The organism is Bradyrhizobium sp. SPXBL-02, assembly GCF_051853065.1.
Lineage (GTDB): Bacteria > Pseudomonadota > Alphaproteobacteria > Rhizobiales > Xanthobacteraceae > Bradyrhizobium.
In genome coordinates this window covers 7,880,440-7,900,546 of record NZ_CP182474.1, presented here as the reverse complement: position 1 = coordinate 7,900,546, position 20,107 = coordinate 7,880,440, and the positions used below count along the sequence as shown (strand labels likewise).

16 protein-coding genes and 1 pseudogene are annotated in these 20,107 nt (G+C 66.1%); 9 read left to right on the top strand and 8 right to left on the bottom strand.

Going from position 1 to position 20,107, the window contains the following annotated elements; translation table 11 throughout:
- Nucleotides 1-251 precede the first annotated feature (251 nt).
- The 3 genes and pseudogenes from ACNJYD_RS36710 to ACNJYD_RS36700 all read left to right on the top strand — a co-directional run bounded on the left by ACNJYD_RS36710 (nt 252) and on the right by ACNJYD_RS36700 (nt 2,650).
- On the top strand, nt 252-557 hold the full coding sequence (locus tag ACNJYD_RS36710) for a DUF6460 domain-containing protein (protein ID WP_172786089.1): 306 nt from the start codon (nt 252-254) through the stop codon (nt 555-557).
- A gap of 27 nt (nt 558-584) precedes the next feature.
- Nucleotides 585-1,319 (top strand): MBL fold metallo-hydrolase, encoded by a 735-nt coding sequence (locus ACNJYD_RS36705; RefSeq protein ID WP_212256107.1) that lies wholly within the window; start codon nt 585-587, stop codon nt 1,317-1,319.
- 3 nt (nt 1,320-1,322) lie between these two features.
- Nucleotides 1,323-2,650: pseudogene (locus ACNJYD_RS36700) on the top strand (MATE family efflux transporter).
- Nucleotides 2,651-2,806: 156 nt separating this feature from the next.
- Here the strand turns inward: ACNJYD_RS36700 and ACNJYD_RS36695 are convergent.
- Both ACNJYD_RS36695 and ACNJYD_RS36690 read right to left on the bottom strand, forming a co-directional pair.
- Nucleotides 2,807-3,904, bottom strand: a complete 1,098-nt coding sequence (locus ACNJYD_RS36695; protein ID WP_212256116.1) for a quinone-dependent dihydroorotate dehydrogenase — start codon at nt 3,902-3,904, stop codon at nt 2,807-2,809.
- Nucleotides 3,901-4,245 (bottom strand): DUF952 domain-containing protein, encoded by a 345-nt coding sequence (locus tag ACNJYD_RS36690; protein ID WP_172786228.1) that lies wholly within the window; start codon nt 4,243-4,245, stop codon nt 3,901-3,903. The genes ACNJYD_RS36695 and ACNJYD_RS36690 overlap by 4 nt, the downstream gene beginning before the upstream one ends.
- 293 nt (nt 4,246-4,538) lie before the next feature.
- On the opposite strand from ACNJYD_RS36690, the gene ACNJYD_RS36685 reads away from it, so the two are divergent.
- Nucleotides 4,539-5,195 (top strand): S24 family peptidase, encoded by a 657-nt coding sequence (locus tag ACNJYD_RS36685; RefSeq protein WP_439364840.1) that lies wholly within the window; start codon nt 4,539-4,541, stop codon nt 5,193-5,195.
- 114 nt (nt 5,196-5,309) lie between these two features.
- The gene (locus ACNJYD_RS36680) at nt 5,310-6,062 is read left to right on the top strand and encodes a carbonic anhydrase (protein ID WP_439364839.1); all 753 of its coding nucleotides are present in this window, start codon (nt 5,310-5,312) and stop codon (nt 6,060-6,062) included.
- A 146-nt stretch (nt 6,063-6,208) separates the two neighbouring features.
- On the opposite strand, the gene ACNJYD_RS36675 is transcribed toward ACNJYD_RS36680, so the two are convergent.
- The 5 genes from ACNJYD_RS36675 to ACNJYD_RS36655 all read right to left on the bottom strand — a co-directional run bounded on the left by ACNJYD_RS36675 (nt 6,209) and on the right by ACNJYD_RS36655 (nt 13,735).
- Nucleotides 6,209-7,852, bottom strand: coding sequence for a lysine--tRNA ligase (locus tag ACNJYD_RS36675; RefSeq protein ID WP_439364838.1), 1,644 nt, complete (start codon nt 7,850-7,852; stop codon nt 6,209-6,211).
- Nucleotides 7,853-8,204: 352 nt separating this feature from the next.
- Nucleotides 8,205-11,624 (bottom strand): hypothetical protein, encoded by a 3,420-nt coding sequence (locus ACNJYD_RS36670; RefSeq protein ID WP_439364837.1) that lies wholly within the window; start codon nt 11,622-11,624, stop codon nt 8,205-8,207.
- 461 nt (nt 11,625-12,085) lie between these two features.
- Entirely contained in the window at nt 12,086-12,589 is a 504-nt protein-coding gene (locus ACNJYD_RS36665; protein ID WP_439364836.1) for an RES family NAD+ phosphorylase, read from the bottom strand.
- Nucleotides 12,586-13,059 carry a type II RES/Xre toxin-antitoxin system antitoxin gene (gene parS / locus ACNJYD_RS36660; RefSeq protein WP_212256129.1) on the bottom strand — a complete coding sequence of 158 codons (474 nt, stop codon included), beginning with the start codon at nt 13,057-13,059 and terminating at the stop codon, nt 12,586-12,588. The genes ACNJYD_RS36665 and parS overlap by 4 nt, the downstream gene beginning before the upstream one ends.
- An 88-nt stretch (nt 13,060-13,147) precedes the next feature.
- A complete protein-coding gene (locus tag ACNJYD_RS36655) occupies nt 13,148-13,735 on the bottom strand; it encodes a PadR family transcriptional regulator (protein WP_036020538.1) in 588 nt (195 codons plus the stop codon).
- A gap of 196 nt (nt 13,736-13,931) precedes the next feature.
- Here ACNJYD_RS36655 and ACNJYD_RS36650 point away from each other — a divergent pair, with 196 nt between their 5' ends.
- Genes ACNJYD_RS36650 through ACNJYD_RS36635 form a run of 4 tightly spaced genes read left to right on the top strand, consistent with a single transcriptional unit; the run spans nt 13,932 to nt 19,646 of the window.
- On the top strand, nt 13,932-14,318 hold the full coding sequence (locus ACNJYD_RS36650) for a nuclear transport factor 2 family protein (protein WP_212256130.1): 387 nt from the start codon (nt 13,932-13,934) through the stop codon (nt 14,316-14,318).
- Between the two features lie 41 nt (nt 14,319-14,359).
- Nucleotides 14,360-16,150 carry an acyl-CoA dehydrogenase C-terminal domain-containing protein gene (locus ACNJYD_RS36645; protein WP_212256132.1) on the top strand — a complete coding sequence of 597 codons (1,791 nt, stop codon included), beginning with the start codon at nt 14,360-14,362 and terminating at the stop codon, nt 16,148-16,150.
- Between the two features lie 55 nt (nt 16,151-16,205).
- Nucleotides 16,206-17,414, top strand: coding sequence for an acetyl-CoA C-acetyltransferase (locus ACNJYD_RS36640; protein ID WP_172786079.1), 1,209 nt, complete (start codon nt 16,206-16,208; stop codon nt 17,412-17,414).
- Nucleotides 17,415-17,432: 18 nt separating this feature from the next.
- A complete protein-coding gene (locus tag ACNJYD_RS36635) occupies nt 17,433-19,646 on the top strand; it encodes an FAD-dependent oxidoreductase (RefSeq protein WP_439364835.1) in 2,214 nt (737 codons plus the stop codon).
- A 54-nt stretch (nt 19,647-19,700) separates the two neighbouring features.
- Here ACNJYD_RS36635 and ACNJYD_RS36630 read toward each other — a convergent pair whose 3' ends face one another.
- A complete protein-coding gene (locus tag ACNJYD_RS36630) occupies nt 19,701-20,045 on the bottom strand; it encodes a hypothetical protein (protein WP_212256136.1) in 345 nt (114 codons plus the stop codon).
- Nucleotides 20,046-20,107: the final 62 nt, after the last annotated feature.

Here is a 20,107-nt window from a genome sequence, read left to right as displayed (position 1 = left end):
AGAGGGCTGGGGAGAGGGCTGTCTCCGCAATGGGACACTCCCCCAGAGGAGAGAACCCTCACCCGCGCCTACGGCGCGGCCTCTCCCGCAAGCGGGAGAGGCTAGGGAGCCCGCGGCTTGCAGCGTGCCACAATCGAAGTTCTGGCTCTGCCCGAATTAAACTCCCGTAACCCGATTGACGCCCCCTTGCGGGTTCCCCATGTCCCCCGCCGTGCCCTATAATGGGGTCGAATCCGCTTCAGGAGTTTGCGATGGTCCAAGACGTCAGAGATTTGCCGGCCGGCCGCAGCGACGGCCTGCACCGCTTTCTCGGCGGCTCGCCGCTGACCGTCGCGTTCCGCCTGGTGCTGCTCTCGATCCTGGTCGGCGTCGTGCTGGCGACGATCGGCTTCGACCCCTGGAACATCATCCACAGCATTCGCCTCTTGTTCCAGCGTCTGTGGGATCTCGGCTTCGATGCGGTGAACTGGCTGTGGCGCTATTTCCTGCTCGGCGCGGTCATCGTGATCCCGATCTGGCTGCTGTCGCGCGTGTTCGGCGCGCCGCGCGGCCGGTAAGGATGTGATCGAGGGAGTGCGCAGCCGATGCAACTGCGTTTCGTCGGCTGCGGTGACGCCTTCGGCTCCGGCGGCAGGCTCAACACCTGCTTCCATGTCTCCGGGCGCGAAGCGAACTTCCTGATCGACTGCGGCGCGTCGGCGCTGCCGGCGCTGAAGCGGCTCGAGATCGATCGCCACGACATCGACCTGATCCTGATCACGCATTTCCACGGCGACCATTTTGCCGGCCTGCCGTTCTTTCTGCTCGACGCGCAATTCTCGCGGCGGATGCGGCCGCTGACGATCGCCGGCCCGCAAGGCATCGAGCGGCGGCTGCGTGAGGTGATGGAAGCGCTGTTCGAGCATTCCTCGAAGACCCTGCAGCGCTTCGAGCTGAACGTGGTCGAGCTCGCACCGGGGCAAAGCCGAAACTTCGGCACGGTGAATGTGACGCCTTATCCGGTCGTGCACGGCGAATCCGGCGGGCCGTTCCTCGCCTATCGCGTCGCGGCCGAGGGCCGCACGCTCGCCTACAGCGCCGATACCGAATGGACGGAGACGCTCATTCCGCTGGCGCATGGCGCGGACCTTTTCATCGCTGAAGCCTATATGTACGAGAAGGTGGTCAAGAATCATCTCAGCCTGAAGACCTTGGAACAGCATCTGCCCGACATCGGCGCCAAGCGGCTCGTCCTCACCCATATGAGCGACGACATGCTGTCGCGCCTGGGTGACGTCGAGCACCTCGCCGCCGAAGACGGCATGGTGCTCGTGTTCTGAAAGATGCACGCACCCGTTCATCACCGCGTCGGTAGCCGGCAGGTCTTCGCCATCGCAGGTCCCGCGATGGTCGCGAACCTCACGACGCCGCTGATCGGCGTGGTCTCGACCACCGCGATCGGCCGGCTCGACGATGCCGCGCTGCTCGGCGGTGTCGCGATGGCCTCCGTCATCTTCGACTGCCTGTTCTGGCTGTTCGGCTTCCTGCGCATGAGCACGCTGGCTTTCACCGCGCAGGCGCTCGGCGCGGGCGAGACGCGCGAGCAGACCGTGATCCTGGTGCGCGGCTTCATCGTCGCCGGCCTGATCGGCGCGGCGCTGATCGCACTGCAATTGCCGTTGGCTGGCGCGCTGTTCGACCTGATGGGCGGCAGCGAGGGCGTGACGCGCGCGGCAAAGACCTATTTCATGATCAGGATCTGGTCCTCGCCCTTCGCCTTCGCCAATTACGTCATCCTCGGCTGGCTGGTGGGGCAGGCCCGCGCCAATCCGGCCCTTGCGCTCCAGGTCGTCATCAACCTTGTCAACATGGTGGCGACGATCCTATTGGTGCTGGTCTACGACACCGGCATCGCCGGCGCGGCGATCGCCGCGCTGGCGTCCGAGGCGATCGGCTTCATGCTCGGCGTGATCGTGTGCAGGCGCTATGCACTCGGCGGTTTTGCCGTGCCGCGAGCGCATCGCTGTTCGATCGCGAAAAGCTGATGCGGCTCCTGGCGGTGAACACCGACATCCTGATCCGCACCGCCGCGCTGATCGCCGTGTTCCTGTTCTTCACCGCCAAGGGCGCGCGTGCCGGCGACGTCACGCTGGCCGCGAACTCCGTGCTCAACAATTTCCTCCTGATCAGCGCTTTCTTCCTCGACGGCCTTGCGAATGCGGCGCAGCAGCTCTGCGGCCGCAGCTTTGGCGCGCGCGACGCCAATGGATTTGCGGATTCGACCAGGCTGGTGCTGCGCTGGGGGCTCGGCTTCGCCATCGTCGTCGCCGTGCTGTTCGCAGGCTTCGGCCCTGATATCATCAATGTCATGACGGCGAGCGAGGACGTCCGCCGCGCCGCGCGCGAGTTTCTGCCCTTCATCGTGCTCGCGCCGATCCCCGGCGTGTTCGCCTTCGGCTTCGACGGCATCTATGTCGGCGCGACCTGGGCGCGGGAGATGCGCAATCTGATGCTGTTGTCGCTCGCGATCTTCTTCGCCGTCTGGCTGGCGCTGCAATCGTTCGGCAATGCCGGCCTGTGGAGCGCGCTGATCGCGTTCTACGTCGCGCGCGGCGGCTTGCAGGGCGCGAGGTATCCCGTGCTGTATCGGGCGACGTTCGCGAAGCCGTAGCTCTCGCGTCCCGGACGTGCGAAGCGCGAGCCGGGACCCAGCATGCGGCCACATGGGCCCCGGCTCTGCAGCGCACCACGCCGAAGCCGGCGCGCTGCCATAGCGCGTCGAAGACGCGCGTAAACGCGCTTATGGCGTCCGGGGCAGGACACCGAGCTACATCCCCGGCCAGTCTTCCGCCGTCAGCGTCGCCGCATCGGCGCCGACGATCTCGGCCAGCGAATCCCGCCCGGTTCGCAGCAGCGTCGAGGTCAAATCGCGCTTGATCTCGTCGACGAGGCCGAGACCCTTGTAGACCAGCGACGAATAAAGCTGGATCAGGCTGGCCCCGGCGCGGATCTTGGTCAGCGCGGCGCCGCCCGAATCCACGCCGCCGACGCCGATCAGCGGGAACGTGCCTTCGACGCGCACATAGGTTTCCGCGACCATGCGCGTCGACAGACGGAACAGCGGCCGGCCGGACAGGCCGCCTTGCTCCTTCGCCCGCATCTCCTCGCGCAACGTGCTCGGCCGCGCGATCGTGGTGTTCGACACGATCATGCCGTCGACCCGGCGCGAGCGCGCGACCTGCACGACGTCGTCGAGCTGGGCAAGGCTCAAATCCGGCGCGATCTTGAGCAGCACCGGCGTGTCGCCGGCCTTCTGCCTGACACGCTCGCGGGCGTCGATCACGCGCGCGAGGAGGTCGTCGAGCAGCGCGCCTTCCTGAAGGTTGCGCAGGCCCGGCGTGTTCGGCGAGGAGACGTTGACGGTGAAATAGCTCGCCACCGGCGCGAAGGTCTCGATCAGCTTGACGTAGTCGCCGACGCGGTCCGGCGAATCCTTGTTGGCGCCGACATTGACGCCGACGATGCCGCCGTGCTGCGCGCGCGCGGCAAGCCGGCGCAGCGCGACTTCGGCGCCGTCATTGTTGAAGCCCATGCGGTTGATGATTGCTTCGTCGCGCTCGAGCCGGAACAGCCGCGGCCGTGGATTGCCGGCTTGCGGCTTCGGCGTCACCGAGCCGATCTCGACGAAGCCGAAGCCGAGCCGCAGCAGCGCATCCGGCACTTCGGCGCTCTTGTCGAAGCCCGCGGCCATGCCGATCGGATTGGGAAAGTTCAGCCCGAAGGCGCGCACCGCGAGCTTGGGATCATCGGCACGCGGCTTGACCGGTGGCAGGAAGCGCAGGCCCTGGATCGCGAGACGATGGGCGTCCTCGGGATCGAGCCAGCGCAGCACCGGCAGCGAAAAGGCGTCGAACGCGCGGATCACGGCAACAGCTCCGGAACATCGTGACCGCCGTCGGAGCGCGTGTTGAGGTTCATCACCGCGATCACCGCGCCGAAATCGAGCTCGCCATAGAGATGGGGGAAGAGCTCGTCATTGCGCGAGCGTTCCCAGCGCAATTCGCTCCCCAGCGCATCGCCGTCGACCTCGACCAGGAACAGCGCGCGCTGCCCGAAATAGTGCTTGCGCAGGGTCTCGGGAACCTGGGCCGCGGTCGAGAAATGGATGAACCCGTCGCGCGCGTCGTCTGCGCTGCCCCGGTAGACACCCTGCCGTTCCGCCTCGCGCCAGGCCGAGGCCGGACAGATTTTGTAGATCTTGACCACCGCTACCGCAGCCTTGTTTGTTCTTTGAGTCTTTTGGGTTTTTTCGTCTTTTGCGGGTCCTCGCAACCCGGGCGCGACCGTAAAGGCCACCCCTTCCGAACTCAAGGCTTAGAGCCTTTTCCGCGCCGATGAAATCGGAACGGGGGCTCCAGATTCCCGTTTTGCGCGTTTTCCTGACGCGAACGGGTACCCGCTCCGTTACGAACGCCGTTCTCCCTCGCCTCTTGCGCGAAAAACGGAAAACCTGTTGATTTGAGGACAGTTTTCCTGAGTTGCGACGGGCTGGACCTTCCATGGTCAGACAGGCCAAAGCGCAGAGGATGCTGACTCACGACCAGATCTGGGCCGCACTGGACCGGCTGGCGGCGCGTGCCGGGCTGTCGCCGTCCGGCCTCGCCAAGCGTGCCGGACTCGACCCCACCACCTTCAACAGGTCCAAGCGCGTCACCGCCGACGGACGCGAGCGCTGGCCTTCGACCGAATCGATCGCAAAAGCGCTGGCCGCGGCCGACGCCTCGATCGACAGCTTTGCCAAATTGATCGACGACGACGGCGCGAGCGATGGCCGCTCGGTGCCGCTGCTCGGTTTCGCACAGGCGGGCACGAGCGGCGCTTTCGACGAGGCCGGTCTTCCATCCGGCAAGGGCTGGACCGACATCGCGCTGCCCGCCACCGAGGACAGCCACGCCTTTGCGCTGGAGATTTCCGGCGATGCGCTTGCGCCTGTTTATCGCGACGGCGACATCGTCCTGGTCTCGCCCGGCGCGCCGATCCGCAAAGGCGATCGCGTGGTGGTGCGGAGCAAGGCGGGCGAGATGACGGTCGCGACGCTGAAGCGCCGCACGGCCAAGGCGCTGGAGCTTGAGCCGCTCGATGCGACGCAGTCCGAATGGACGATGGCGGCGGGCGACGTGGCGTGGATCGCGCGGATCCTGTGGGCCAGCCAGTGATCGCGTGACCGGACCATGACGCAGTTCGCGTTGCGACCGCCATTGCGACTCACCACGCCTCTCGCATAGGTTGCGCACCTGTTGCCGACCAAGTTCATCTCGAGGGGGAATACGATGAATCGCCGCCACGCATTGAAGGCCCTGGCGGGTCTCGCACTTTGTCCGTTGTGCAAGCCGGGCTTCGCCGCCGAAGGCGCGCATTGGAGCTATGAGGGCGCCGGCGGCCCGGCCAAATGGGGCGATCTCGAGGCGGCCAACAAAGCCTGCGCGGTCGGCCTGCAGCAATCGCCGATCGACATCGAGGCGACGATCAAGTCGCAACTGCCGGTTCTGAAGCTGAGCTGGGGCAAGAGCGCCGACACCATCGTCAACAACGGGCACACCATCCAGCTCAACTTCGCCGAAGGCAGCACGCTGATGCTCGGCGACGTCAAGTACAAGCTGCTCCAGGTGCACTTCCACCGGCCCAGCGAGCACATGATCGGCGGCAAGAATTTTCCGATGGAGGCGCATTTCGTCCATCGCAACGACGCCGGCGGGCTCGCCGTGGTCGGCGTGCTCATGACCGAGGGCAGGCCGAACGCATCCTTCGCCAAGATCATCAAGACCATGCCGGCGGCGGAAGGGCCCGCGGTGAAGGCCGATGCGAGCATCGATCCGCTCGCCATGCTGCCGCCGAAGCTCAGCTATTACCGCTATCCCGGCTCGCTGACGACGCCGCCCTGCTCGGAAGTGGTCGAGTGGCTGTTGCTGACCACCCCGATCCAGGTGGCGGCGAGCGATGTCGCCGCGTTCGCAAAGCTCTACCCGATGAATGCGCGCCCGGTGCAGAAGGACAACCGCCGCTACGTGCTGCGATCGATTTGAGTGCGTCACACCGCGGCTTCGCTACGTAGTTCAAGGTCATTCCCCGCGTAGGCGGGGAATCCAGTAAGCCGCGGCTTCTCGATTCATCACATCTGCCGCGGCGTACTGGATCGCCCGGTCAAGCCGGGCGATGACAGTGGAGTGGGTCACGCGCTCCTCGCCAGCGCGCCGTCGATCATGTTCACCGCGTTCTGCACGCCGTAGACCGCGACGAAGGAGCCGAAGCGCGGGCCCTTCTCCTGGCCGAGCAGCACCTGGTAGAGCATGTTGAACCAGTCCAGCGTCACGCCGGGGCGGCCGTCCTTGCCCTTCTTGACCTGGTCGAGGAACGGCTCGCGGCGGCCGATCTCGTAGACGACGTTCTGGATCTCCTCGGCCGAGGCGTCCTGCGCCAGCTGCGAGAGCGCATCGCGCAGGTCCTGCAGCGCCCTGCGCTCGCTGTCATCAGGCACGCGGAACTGCTTCGTCGGCGCGACGAAGTCACGGTAGTAGTTGATGGCGTAGCCGACCATCGCATCCAGCTTCGGATGCGTCTGCGGGCTGACGCCCGGACGATAGCGCCCGATGAAGCCCCACAGCGTCTCGGCGTTCTCCGCGTTCGACGACGACACCAGCGTCAGGAGCAGCTGGAAGGTGACGGGCATGTCGCCCTGCGGCGGCCTGCCGTTGTGGATGTGCCAGACCGGATTGCCGAGCTGCTGCTTGCCGTCCTGCTTCGGAAAGCCGTCGAGGAATTGCTGGTAGTCGTCGACGTTGCGCGGGATGACGTCGAAATACAGCCGCTTGGCCGCCTTCGGCTCGCGATACATGAACAGCGACAGCGATTCCGGCGAGGCGTAGCGCAGCCATTCGTCGATGGTGAGGCCGTTGCCCTTCGACTTCGAGATCTTCTGGCCCTTCTCGTCGAGGAAGAGCTCGTAGTTGAAGCCTTCCGGCGGCGTGGCGCCGAGCGCTCTTGCGATCGCGCCGGACAGCTTCACGGAATCGATCAGGTCCTTGCCGGCCATCTCGTAGTCGACGCCGAGCGCGACCCAGCGCATCGCCCAGTCGGCCTTCCACTGACACTTGACGTTGCCGCCGGTGACGGGCGTCTCGACTTCCTGGTTGGTGTCGGGATCGACATAGGTCACCGTGCCAGCCGCGACGTCGCGGCGGATCATCGGCACCTGCAGCACGACGCCGGTGGTCTTGCTGATCGGCAGGAACGGCGAATAGGTCGCGCGGCGGTCCGGTCCCAGCGTCGGCAGGATAATCGCCATGATCTTGTCGTAGGCGGCCAGCATCTTCAGCAGCGTCGCGTCGAAGCGGCCGGACGTGTAATAGTCGGTCGAGCTCGCGAACTCGTAGTCGAAGCCGAAATGATCGAGGAAGGCGCGCAGCCGCGCATTGTTGTGGTGGCCGAACGACGGGTACTCGTTGGAGAACGGATCGGGCACCCGCGTCAGCGGCTTGCCGAGATGCTCCGCCAGCATCTCCTTGTTCGGAACGTTGTCGGGCACCTTGCGGAAGCCGTCCATGTCGTCGGAGAACGCCAAGAGGCGCGTCCTGATCTTGTCCTCGGTGAGCACGCGGAAGGCGTGGCGCACCATCGAGGTGCGCGCCACCTCGCCGAACGTGCCGATATGCGGCAGTCCGGACGGACCGTAGCCGGTCTCGAACAGAACCTCGTCCTTCGGGCTTTTCTTCAGCCGCGCGACAATGGCCTTCGCCTGCTCGAACGGCCAGGCGTTGGATTGTTCGGCGAGCGCACGCAACTCGCTCGGGTTTGCGGCTAGATCGATAACGGACATCAGGGGCCTCCGGGCCGCGGAAAATAGCGATTTCCCGGCAGAATGCAAAAGTTGCGAGCTGATACCCCCAGCCCTCTCCCGCTTACACGGGGCTAGCGCATATGGGAGTTCTTCTCCGCGGCCATCCTTCGAGACGCCCGCTTTCGCGGGCTCCTCAGGATGAGGGCGGAGTGCGCGGCAGCAGTTTCAACGGGCACAGACGCTGACTAGCCTCATCCTGAGGAGGCTGCGTCAGCGCCGTCTCGAAGGACGAGGCGTGCGCGCAGGCCGCCGCCACAAGTCATATGTGGTAGCCCAGCGCTTGCGGGGGAGGGTTGGAGGTGTCGCCGCGTCGGATCGAATGCGATGCGGCTCAATGCGCCGCTGATGCCGAGCGCTTGGTCGCGATTGGCTTCGGGGCCGGCTTGGCGCTGGCTTGCGGTGCGCTGTCCCAGCCGCCGTTCGGGGCCGCAACGTTGACGGCATCGTCGGGCTGCGGCTCGGCGCTGAAGGTCTGGATCGCGAGCTTGGCGGCGGCGAGCGATTGCGGGTCGAGGCGCTTGGCGACGTCGTCACGCTTGCCGGCGGCATCCGCATCGCCCTGGGCGGCAGCTAAGCTGAACCATTTGTAGGATTCGGCGAGGTTCTGCTCGACGCCGATGCCGCGGGCATAGAGGATGCCGAGGTTGAACTGGCTGTCGGCGACACCGCGATCGGCCGCTTTCCGGAACCACTGCGCCGCGCTCTTGTAATTGGCGCCGCGACCGCCGCCGTCGGCATCGAGCACGGCGAGATTGTGCATCGCCTTGGCGTTGCCGCGCTCGGCGGCCTGGGTGTAGTAGCGGCGCGCGATGTCGGCGTCCTTCTTCACCCCGAGGCCCTTTTCGTAGAGCGTGCCGAGACGGAAGGTTGCGGGGACGACCCCGGCCTGCGCCGCGCGGTCGTACCACTTCGCCGCTTCGTCGTAATTGGTGGCGACGCCCTTGCCTTCGGCAAAGCGCACGCCGATCTCGTAGGCCGCGGTCGCATCGCCCTTCATCGCGGCAGTGCGCAGGGCCGGGCCGCCGATGCCGTCAGGCAGCTTCTCGCTCGGCGGCACCTGAATCACGCCAAGCCTGGCGCGGCTGCTGCCCGACAGCGCGCCGGTGACGTCGCTGGAAGCCGGCGGCGGCACCGCCGCGGCAGGCGCTTGCGGGATTTCAACCGAGGCCGCGCTGCCGGAATGGGGAATGGGCGCCGGCGCGGCGTTGTTCTGCGACTGCCGTCCGAGCGGTGTCGGCGAGGTCATCGACGGGGTGATCTGTTCCGGCGCGGCCGGCTTGGTCTCGACCGGCGGTGGCGCGGGCTGCGGTGCCGGCTCGCTCGGAATGTTTTGCATCGCCTGCGGCGTCGGTGACAGGCTGCCGCCTTCGAGCAGGTTCATCGCCATCTTGAAGGTGCCGAGCACGATCACGACCACGCTCGCGCCGACCAGCAGCGAGCGGATCTTCGAGGTGATGGTCGAGCCACCTTCCTGGCCCTTCTCCTTGGCGCGGGCGATCGCGGCCTTGGCGCCACGGGCCGGCTTCTCGGGCGGCTGCGCGGCGGCGGCCTGCGCGGCGCGGCGGGCGGCGGCGATGAAGCTCGACGACGACACCGGCTCCTTCGGTGCGGCGGCAATTTCGCTGATCGCGCTCTCGGAGGCGGCGATGCGTTCCGACGGCGAGGCGAGGCGTCCGCCCGGCCGGGTGCCCGGCTCGAGCGGGTGATCCGGCGGCAGTTCCGGCGCGAGTGCAGCGCGCGCGGTGTGCGGCTCCAGGATCTCGCTGATCGCACGCGGCGGAACCGGCGGTGCCGCCGGCACGGGTGGTGGCGCGGCGGGGGTGGCGGCGTGGAATTCGCGCGGCGCGGCGACGAAGGCGGCCGGCGCTGGCTGCGCGGCAGCGGGATTGGGCAGCTCGGGCTTCGGATCGTATTTCGGCGGCTGTGCTTGCGGCTGCGGCCGCGGCTCGCGCGCCATCGGCGCCGGCTCCATCGGAGCCGCCATCGGCATCGGCATCGGCTGCGGGGCGGGGGGAGGCGGCGCGGTGCGCACCGCGCGCAGATCGCCCTCGATCATCGAGAGGCGATCGACGACGTGGCCGAGCGCGCTGTGGACGGCCTCGAGCGAGTCCTGGGTGTGCCGGTTGGTCTCGGCCTGGCTGAAGCGGATGTCGGAGAGCTCGCGCTTGACGAGATCGACCATGCCGGAATCGGGCGGGGCTGCGGAGCTGCGGCTCTCGGCCAGCGCGGCATAGGTCGCCTGCTGCCGTTCCAGGTGCCTGAGGATGTCGTGCAGCCCGTCCTCGACGCGGCTCAAATTGCCGTTGCGCGGATCGGCGGCGGCCTCGATCCGCTCCAGCAGATACGAGACCCGCTGCTCGAGATGGGCGAAGGTCGAGGCGGAATCGTTGCCGACCTGCATGCGGTCGAACCGGTCCGACAGCGCGCGGATCGCAGCTTCGAGATGCTCGGTGCTCTCGGACGGCTGCGGCCGCTCGCGCGTTTCCAGCGCGGCGGTGAGCGCCGCGATGCGCTGCTCCAGCACCGCAAAGCTGTCGCCGTGACCGGAGGCGCGGGTGATCTGGTCGACCTTGGACGACAGCAGCTGCACGTCTTCGGACAAACGCGCGAGCGCCTCGTTGGATGCGACGTTGGAGACGATGGCGCGCAGCGCCGAGATCGCGCCCTCGAGCTGCTGCACGGTCGAGGGATCGTCATTGGCGCGCAGGATCAGGTCGAGCTTGGCGCCGAGATTGCGGATCGCCTCGTCGTAGCCGGTGAGCTGCTCGGCCGGCGTCAGCGTGCGCAGCACCTGCTTGATGTCGGACAGTGCGCGCTCGATGCCGGCGAGAACCTGCCCGTCGGTGCCGTTGGAGCGGGTTTCGTCGATCCGGCGATGCAGCGAGCGGATCTCGTTCTCGATCGATTCGATCGCGCGCCGCGGCATCGCCTCGGTGATGGCGGCGCGGATTTCGGCCAGCTCGCTGCGGAAGGCATTGATGGCCTGCTCGGTATTGTCGGGCCGCTGCAGCGATTCGATCTGGCTCGTGATCTTGAGCAGATGGCGCTCGAGCGAGGAAAAATCCGGCGCCGGCTGCGGTGGCGGCGGCGCGTAGGCAGGGGCGGGTGGCGCCATCGGCGGCGCGTAAGCAGCCGTTGGCGCGAGCGACGGCGCGGCACGCGGCGGCATTTGCCTCGGCGTAAAGCCGTCGAGCTCGCTCTGGCGCGCCGTGATCTCGGCGACCGCGACGTCGAACGAAGCCGGGCTCAGAGGTGGTGAGCTGCGATAGACCTGCGCGGCTGCGCGCTCGACGGCATCGGCCTGGCGCTGGCGCGCCTCGGCCGGGGTGGGGCGCGGGGCTTGCGGCTGCGGCGGTTGCCGCTGCGGGCGGGAGATCTGCGACAGGCGCGCGTCGAGCCGCGAGATTGCGTCGTTGAGCTGGCGCGCGACGCCCTGCTCGCGCGAGACGTCTGGTCTTGAGGAGTCTTGGCGCGAGGAGTCTTGGCGCGGCGCGGGTTTTGAGATCCGCTCGATCTGCTGGGTGATCGCGTCGAGCCGCTGGTGGATGTCGGCGACTTCGCGGCTCTCCTGGCTTGGCATGTGCTGCGGACGCTGATCGTAAGGTCCGCGAAAATTGGGCGGGGCAGTTTCGCCGAGCGTGGAGTTCAGCCAATCGTTGAGCGACATGCCAGCACGACGCGCAGCGGCCTCGGCCCGCTCCCGGACGGATGGATCGATGCCGTCAACACTCCACGATACGCGCGAATTCATGACTCTGTCCGGTTCCGACTTCGGCACCCCACCCGGCGCCTCCAGCTTCCCCACGCGTGCCGGTTGTAAAGACAATCGAATTTGGCGCGGGTCGTCTGCCTCGAAAACCGACTTTTTCCTGTTACGGTAAATAACGGGTTAAGGAACGCGGCGCGGCTGTCTTAAAGTTGGGCGGCGGGAACTGGGGCTGCCGGGAGTGACGTCGCTGCACCTTTAGGCGGCGTGCTCTCGCCACACACTCCGCTGTCATCGCCCGCGAGAGCGGGCGATCCAGTACGCCGCGGCGGCTCGATTCCAGCCGCGCCGTCACGGAGTACGGGATGCCCCGCCTTCGCGGGGCATGACACCGGTGGATGTGGCGGCAGCACGCCGTAGCGTCGTTGGCCGCCGTCTCAGCCCTTCTCGCGCTTGCCATCCTCCAGCGGCACCACCGTGGCCTTGCCGCTCATCGGAGAGCGCACCTAGCGGCCCGGGGGATGCAGGCGCGTGTCCAGCGCAAACGGGTCCTGCGATTGCAGCTTATAGGCGCCGGCGGCATTTGCGGCGATGAAGATCAGGTTCCAGCTTGCCGTCGAGACCACACTCGGGATCACGACAAAGCTGTGTCTTGCAAGCAGCTCATCCCCGAATGCCTGCTGGCCGGCACTGGGTATGCCTGGTCTCAGCCAATTGGGATTTGGAACAGTGCCGGGCTCGACCACGAAGACGCCGGCCGGATCGATGGTCGCGGACGTCATCACATGGGAGACCATGTCCAACGCGCGAAATCCCTTATGGACGGCGACTTCCAAGATCGCCGTCGCGGGATCGATCGAACAATACACCGCGCGAACGCCTTTGCTGTTCCAGCGACCACCGACGAGAAACGCGCCCTCTCCGCCGTCCCAGGTCGCTGCATATTTGGATTGATCCAGACGCCAGGCCACCAGCTCGGAGCCTCCGAGCGCGGCCGGAAGCGGCGTCACGCGTAAACGCCGTATTCGAGCCGCGCCAGAAGCTCTTCGACGAGCTCGACGCCGGCGGGCGTCGCCAGCAGGTCGATCGGCTTGCGCTGATCGAGGCCGATCGCCGGGCGCTCCAGCCATTGCTCGGCCTCATCCTTCGATCCGAAAACCGCCGTCGCCTTGGCCAATATCTCAGCGAGCTTCCAGGCGCGGCCGCTCTGCTCGGGGCTGAGCTGTCTGATGTTTTCCGCAGTGTGGCGCTGATAGGTGCGGTGGCTCATTCCGATCGCCCTGGCGAAGGAATCGTCCCAGCGCAGAAACACGAGGTTGTCGACGAAATGCAGCAGCGCCTTGGACGGAAGTCCGTTCAAGAGGATTTCGTGAGCCTCCAGCGGGCTCCGCGGCATCTTCCGGAAGGTGGCGGTCCCTCCGAGAAGTCGGGCAACTGCTGCCAGCCGGGCAACGTCAGGAGATTGAGCGACTTGGTTCATGGGCGGTCTCGCCACTTGTCGTATTCAATATGACAAGTGTCGCAACAGCTTTCAAGTAGGCGGGACTGGATGTCCTGACCGAGGGGTCTCAGCCCTTCTCGCGCTTGCCATCCTCGATCGGCACCACCGTGGCCTTGCCGCTCATCGCCGACAGCGCCTCCAGCGCCTCCTCGCAGAAGTCCGCCACCATCTGCTCGTGGCGGGCGCCGAGCTGAAGCAGCAGCAGATTGCCGAGGTCGAGCCGGCCTTCCGCCGTGCCGTCGGGAAAGCGTTTCTTCAGGATGCGCTCATAATTGGCGTGGCGGTCGCGGTGGTGCTCCAGGCGGGCCATCAGGTCGGTGCGCATGGGCTCGATGTCGATGCTGTCGAGCGCATGCAGCCGCACCAGGAGGTCGTCCTTGATCGAGGGCGGCGTGCTTGGCCGCGCGGCCCAGTGCCGCAGTGCTGTTCGGCCCTCGGGAGTCAGCGTATAAATCAGCTTGTTGGGCTTGCCTGACTGCACCACCTCGCGGCCCTGGATGTAGCCGCGGTCGCGCAGCTTGGAGAGTTCGCGGTAGATCTGCTGATGGTCGGCCTTCCAGAAGAAGCCGATCGAGGAATCGAACGTCTTGGCGAGCTCGTAGCCCGTCATCGGGCGTTCCGTCAGGCATGCGAGGATTGCGTCGCCCAGTGCCATGACTGGCCTTCCTTCTGAGGTTTGACCAAGCTGCTTGACTTTATGCGCATCGGCGCATATGCGTCAATGTGCATATGAGGCAGCCTGCAGGCGGGCCAGAGGCCCGACTGAATAATCAAGCGAATTCAATCACATCTCTACTGTGCATGGGGTTGTTTTCGAGACTTTTGCCCTTAGCCTAGGGAGGCACCTGAGAATGACCGGCCTCGATTCCTGGTACGCCTACATGAAGTCGCACGACCGCGCCGCGCTCTGGGACCTCCTGCATCCCGACGCCGTGTTCGAAAGCCCCGTCGTGCACACGCCGCAAGCCGGCCGCGACATCACCTTCAAATACCTCTCCAGCGCCGAGAAGGTGCTCGGCGGTCCCGGCTTCACCTATGTCGGTGAATGGCGCAGCGACAATGGCGCCGTGCTCGAATTCAAGAATGTCATCGACGGCATCGAGATCAACGGCGTCGACATCATCAGCTTCGATGCCGAGGGCCGCATCACCCATTTCAAGGTGATGGTGCGACCGCTCAAGGCGATCAACATGCTGCACCGCCTGATGGCGGAGCAGCTTGCCGCCGCCCAATCATAAGCTCAACATCACCCCTAAAAGCCCTACGCCGGGAGACCCCCATGCCGATCTATAAAGCCCCCGTCGAAGACGTGAACTTCCTGCTCAACGACGTCTTCCAGATCGACCGCTACGACAACCTCGCCGGCTTCTCAGATGCGTCGAGCGACGTGCGCGAGGCCATTCTCGGCGAAGCCGCCAAGCTCGCCGAAGAGGTGCTGCAGCCGCTCAACCGCGTCGGCGATCTCGAAGGCTGCAAGCGCGGTGAAGACGGCAGCGTCACCACGCCGAAGGGTTTCAAGGAGGCCTTCAAGCAGGTCGTCGAGGGCGGCTGGCTCGGCCTGTCGGCGCCGACCGAATATGGCGGCCAGGGCCTGCCGGTGACGCTCTCGCAAGCCGTCAACGAATTCCAGATCTCCGCCAACATGGCGTTCTCGATGTATGGCGGCCTCACCATGGGCGCGACCGCGGCGCTTCTGGTGCACGGCTCGCCTGAGCAGAAGAAGACCTACGTGCCGAAGATGGTGGCCGGCGAATGGACCGGCACCATGAACCTCACCGAGCCGCATTGCGGCACCGATCTCGGCATGCTCCGCACCAAGGCCGTGCGCCAGGCCGACGGCAGCTTCAAGATCACGGGCACCAAGATCTTCATCTCGGCCGGTGAGCACGATCTCGCCGACAACATCATCCACCTCGTGCTCGCCCGCATCGAGGGCGCGCCGGCCGGTATCAAGGGCGTGTCGCTATTCGTGGTGCCGAAGTTCCTCGTCAACGCCGACGGTTCGGTCGGCGCCCGCAACGGCGTCGTCTGCGGCTCGATCGAGCACAAGATGGGCATCCACGGCAATTCGACCTGCGTGATGAACTACGACAACGCCACCGGCTGGCTGATCGGTGAAGAGAACAAGGGCATGCAGGGCATGTTCGTGATGATGAACGAGGCCCGGCTCGGCGTCGCCGTGCAGGGCCTCGCGCAGTCCGAGGTTGCCTATCAGAACGCGGTCGCCTATGCCCGCGAGCGCATCCAGGGCCGCGCGCTCACCGGCGCCAAGGCGCCGGACAAGCAGGCCGACCCGATCATCGTGCATCCGGACGTGCGCCGCACGCTGCTCTCGATCCGCGCCTTCAACGAGGCCGCGCGTGCCTTCGTGATGTGGACCGCGCTGAAGAGCGACGTCGCCCACCGCTCCGAGGATCCCAAGGACCGCCAGGCCGCCGACGACCACATGGGCCTGATGACGCCGGTGCTGAAGGGCTTCCTCACCGATTACGGCTTCGCCAACGCGGTGCAGGCGCAGCAGATGTACGGCGGCCACGGCTACATCGCCGAGCAGGGCATGGAGCAGTTCGTGCGCGATGCGCGCATCGCCATGATCTATGAAGGCGCCAACGGCATCCAGGCGCTCGACCTGGTCGGCCGCAAGCTGCCCCGTGACGGCGGCCGCGCCATCATGGCCTTCTTCGGCGAGGTCATGGCCTTCGCCAAGGAGAACGGCGGCGACGAGGCGCTGAAGCCCTTCATCACCCCGCTCTCCACCTCGCTCGGCCATCTGCAGCAGGCGACGACCTGGCTGATGCAGAACGCGATGGCCAAGCCTGACAATGCCGGTGCCGCCGCGACCGACTACCTGCATCTCTTCGGCTTCGTCGCGCTCGGCTACATGTGGGCGCGGATGGCCAAGGTGACGCTAGGGAAGATTGCCGAGAGCGGGGCGACGCCCTATCTCTCGACCAAGCTCGTCACCGGCCGTTTCTTCATGGAGCGGATGCTGCCGGAGACCGCGGCCAATCTGGCGCGCATCCAGGCCGGCTGCGCCACCATCATGGAATTGCCGGCGGAAGCGTTCTGAGCCTGCTTCCGCTGCCTGCTCCCAATCGTATCGAACATCACATCAGGAGGGCGTCATGCCTGAGGCATTCATCTACGACCACGTTCGCACCCCGCGCGGCCGCGGCAAGGCGGACGGCGCGCTGCACGAAGTCACTGCGCTCGCGCTCGCGACCGTGCCGCTGAAGGCGCTGAAGGACCGCAACAACCTTCCCGAGGATTCGGTCGATGACGTCGTGCTCGGCGTGGTCGATCCGGTCGGCGAAGCGGGCTCCGACATCGCGCGCTTCGCGGCGCTGAAGGCCGGTCTCGGCGAAGCCGTGCCGGGCGTGCAGATCAGTCGCTTCTGCGCCTCCGGCCTCGATGCCGTGAACTTCGCCGCGGCGCAGATCATGAGCGGCCAGCATGAGCTCGTGATCGGCGGCGGCGCCGAGTCGATGAGCCGCGTCGGCATCGGTGCATCCGGCGGAGCCTGGCCGATGGATCCCTCGATGGCGGTGCCGGCTTACTTCATGCCGCAGGGCGTCTCGGCCGACCTGATCGCCACCAAATACGGCTTCTCGCGCGACGACGTCGACGCCTACGCCGTGCAGAGCCAGCAGCGCGCCGGCAAAGCCTGGGACGAAGGCCGCTTCAACAAGTCCGTGGTGCCGGTGAAGGACATCAACGGACTCACCATCCTCGCCAAGGACGAGCATATGCGTCCCTCGACGACGATGCAGTCGCTGGCTCAGCTGCAGCCCTCGTTCACGATGATGGCGCAGATGGGCGGCTTCGACGGCGTTGCGATCCAGTCGCACCCGGAGATCGAGCGCGTCAATTACGTGCACCATGCCGGCAATTCCTCGGGCATCGTCGACGGCGCCGGCGCCGTGCTGCTGGGCAGCAAGGAGGCGGGTGCGAAGTACGGCCTGAAGCCGCGCGCAAAAATCCGTGCCTTCGCCAACATCGGCTCGGAGCCGGCGATGATGCTGACCGGTCCGGTCGACGTCACCGAGAAGCTGTTTGCGCGTTCCGGCATGAAGAAGTCGGACATCGACCTGTTCGAGCTCAACGAGGCCTTCGCCTCGGTCGTGCTGCGCTACATCCAGGCCTTCGACATCGACAATGCCAAGATCAACGTCAATGGCGGCGCGATCGCGCTCGGCCATCCCTTGGGGGCGACCGGCGCGATGATCCTCGGCACCGTGCTCGACGAGCTCGAGCGCACCAACAAGTCCACCGCCCTCGTCACGCTGTGCATCGGCGGCGGCATGGGCACCGCGACCATCATCGAGCGCGTGTAAGGGTAGGGAGCAACCAACATGTCGTACAAGAACTTCAAGGTTGAGACCGACGCAGACGGCATCGCGCTCGTCACCTGGGACATCCCGGGCCGTTCCATGAACGTGCTCGACGAGACCTCCACGAACGAGCTCGAGGCGATCGTCAAGGCGACCACGGCCGACGCCGCGGTGAAGGGCGTCGTCATCACCTCGGCCAAGGAAGCATTCTGCGCCGGCGCGGACCTGTCCATGCTCGAAGGCATGAACCAGGCCTATGCGAAGGTCTTCAAGGAGCAGGGCGAGACCGCGGCGAACCAGATGCTGTTCGACCAGAGCCGGCGCTTCTCGCAGGTGCTGCGCGGAATCGAAACCTCAGGCAAGCCGTGGGCGGCGGCGATCAACGGCCTCGCGCTCGGCGGCGGTTTCGAGATCACGCTGTGCTGCCACTACCGCGTCGCGGCCGAGAATCCCAAGACCCGCCTCGGCCTGCCCGAGGTCAAGGTCGGCCTCTTCCCCGGTGCCGGCGGCACGCAGCGGGTGCCGCGCCTGGTGCCGCCGCAGGACGCGATGACGATCCTGCTCAAGGGCGATCCTGTTACGGTCGACAAGGCCAAGGCGCTGAACCTGATCCACGCCATCGTTCCGGCCGCCGATCTCATCAAGGCGGCGAAGGACTGGATCAAGGGCGGCGGCAAGGCGATCGCGCCCTGGGACGAGAAGGGCTTCAAGCTCCCGGGCGGTCCGGTGTTCTCCAAGGCCGGCATGATGATGTTCCCGGCCGGCAACGCGATCTATCGCCGCGAAACCTACGACAATTACCCGGCCGCGCGGGCGATCATGAGCTGCGTCTATGAAGGCCTGCAGCTGCCGATCGACGCGGCGCTGCGCGTGGAGTCGCGCTACTTCACCTCGGTGCTGCGCTCGAAGGAAGCGGCCGCGATGATCCGCAGCCTGTTCCTGTCGATGCAGGAGCTCAACAAGGGCGCGCGCCGTCCGAAGGATGTTCCCGCAACCAAGGTGAAGAAGATCGCCGTGATCGGCGCCGGCTTCATGGGCGCCAGCGTCGGCTACGTCTCGGCGCGCGCCGGCCTCGACGTCGTCCTGATCGACCGCGACCAGGAGAGCGCCGACAAGGGCAAGGCGCATGCGCAGAAGGTGATCGAGGAGCAGATCAAGAAGGGCCGCGCCAAGCCTGCGGACGCCGAAGCGCTGCTCGCGCGCATCACGCCGACCGCGGACTATGCGGCGCTGAAGGACGTCGACCTCGTCATCGAGGCCGTGTTCGAGGACCGCAAGGTCAAGGCGGAGACCTTCGCCAAGGCGCAGCAATATCTGAAGCCCGACGTGGTCTTCGCCTCCAACACCTCGACATTGCCGATCACCTCGCTGGCCGAGAGCTTTAGGGATCAGGGCAAGTTCATCGGCATCCACTTCTTCTCGCCGGTCGAGAAGATGATGCTGGTCGAAATCATCCTCGGCAAGAACACCGGCGACGTCGCGCTCGCGACCGCGCTCGACTATGTCCGCCAGATCGGCAAGACGCCGATCGTGGTCAACGACTCCCGCGGCTTCTTCGCCAACCGCTGCGTCGGCCGTTACGTCGCCGAAGGCAACGAGATGTTCCTGGAGGGCGTGCCGCCCGCGATGATCGAGAACTGCGCCAAGATGGCCGGCATGCCGGTCGGCCCGCTCTCGCTCTCGGACGAGGTCGCACTCGACCTCGGCCTCAAGATCATGAAGGCGACTGAAGCCGACCTTGGCCCCAACGCCATCAATCCCGATCAGAAGAAGCTGATGGTGGAGATGGTCGAGAAGCAGGGCCGTCTCGGCCGCAAGAACAGCAAGGGCTTCTACGATTACCCCGAGAAGGGCAAGGGCCAGAAGAGCCTGTGGCCGGGTCTCTCCGCGCTGCAGCCGAAGCAACTCGACCCCGATACGCTTGACATCGAGGAGCTGAAGCAGCGCTTCCTGGTAGTGCAGGCGGTGGAGGCCGCGCGCACCGTCGAGGATCACGTCATCACCGATCCGCGCGAGGCCGATGTCGGCTCGATCCTCGGCTTCGGCTTCGCGCCGTTCACCGGCGGCACGCTGTCCTACATCGACTTCATGGGCACGAAGAAGTTCGTCGAGCTCTGCCACAAGCTGGAGGCGAAGTACGGCTCGCGCTTCACCCCGCCGAAGCTGCTCGAGGAGATGGCGGCGAAGGGCGAGACCTTCTACGGCCGCTTCGCGCCGAAGAAGGCGGCGGCCTGACGGAAGCGTCGGGGCTACGCAGGAACAAAGGGCCGGATCATCGATCCGGCCTTTTTATTTGCGCTCACCGAACGGCGAGAAGGCGCGGCCCGATACCGCATCGTCGGCGAGACTGGCCTTCCAGCTGCCTTCGTCGCCGCGGCCGATGCGCACCTCGAAGCGCCAGCCATTCTGGTTGGTGAAGGCGATGTCCGCGCCGCTCTTCGTTTTGGCGTAGCGACAGGGATATTCGGTCGGCCGGTCCGGAAAGACGATCCTGCCTTCCTTGCTCTCGAACACGGCCGAGGTGATCTGCGGATGGATCATGAAGATGCAATTGCGCTCCGGCGCCACCGGCGTCGAGAGCCCGAGCATCGCAAGCGGCGCGCCGGCGGCGGTCATGAGGACGATCATGTTCATGGAGGCAATTGTCTCCTGGGGATGTTCCTTCGACGTTGCCGTTGATCAAGTGGTTCACGATG